Source organism: Wolbachia endosymbiont of Drosophila barbarae, assembly GCF_044752445.1.
Taxonomy (GTDB): domain Bacteria; phylum Pseudomonadota; class Alphaproteobacteria; order Rickettsiales; family Anaplasmataceae; genus Wolbachia; species Wolbachia pipientis.
The window spans coordinates 1-605 of record NZ_JBIXJM010000060.1; the positions used below are offsets into that span (position 1 = coordinate 1).

Genomic DNA, 605 nt, shown 5'->3' on the forward strand with positions numbered 1-605 from the left:
TTACTGTTATCGTATCTGTTAAAACCCTTATATCATCTCTAGTAACCTGCTTTTTTACAATTTCAAGTAGTTCTTCTGACACTATGCCAGTTGTGGATAATTGTGTTGATAAAATTGAAATTTGTACTTTTCCTGGTATAGGTGATTCTACTAATGCATCTTTTACTCTACTATCTGCTGACAGTGCATGATAACGATAATACTCTTTACTTCCTCCTGTACTCCAGCCTTTTATTTTTGCTTTTATTCTTTCTCTAAATCGTTCGTCCTCTTCTTCTTTTTCTCTCTCTACTCCATAAAATTCAGCTAAGTTATCAAGATCTTCTCCCGTTGCAAATTTAAGTAAATTACCCTTTACAGCTTCGTTTATCCTTTGTCTGAGTAAAAGTTCTCTCCACGCTGCTACTTCCAGAACCTTCATTGCTGGATCGGATTCTACTAATGCTGAAAAGGTTTCATCTCTACAGACTAACTCTTCCTTCATTCTTAAAAATATTTCCTCGAAATTTGGCTTTTCTACAATATTTAGCTGCTGCATCTTTAAACTACAATTTCATCAAAATGAATGTTTTTCCCGCTTGGTAAGTATAATCCTTCTAGGTCAA

General features: G+C 34.4%; 1 protein-coding gene. It reads right to left on the reverse strand.

Features of this window, described 5'->3' with window-relative positions:
• The coding region (locus ACIPNH_RS00800; protein WP_400770986.1) for a baseplate J/gp47 family protein at positions 1–538 on the reverse strand (538 nt) is incomplete at its 3' end.
• Positions 539–605: the final 67 nt, after the last annotated feature.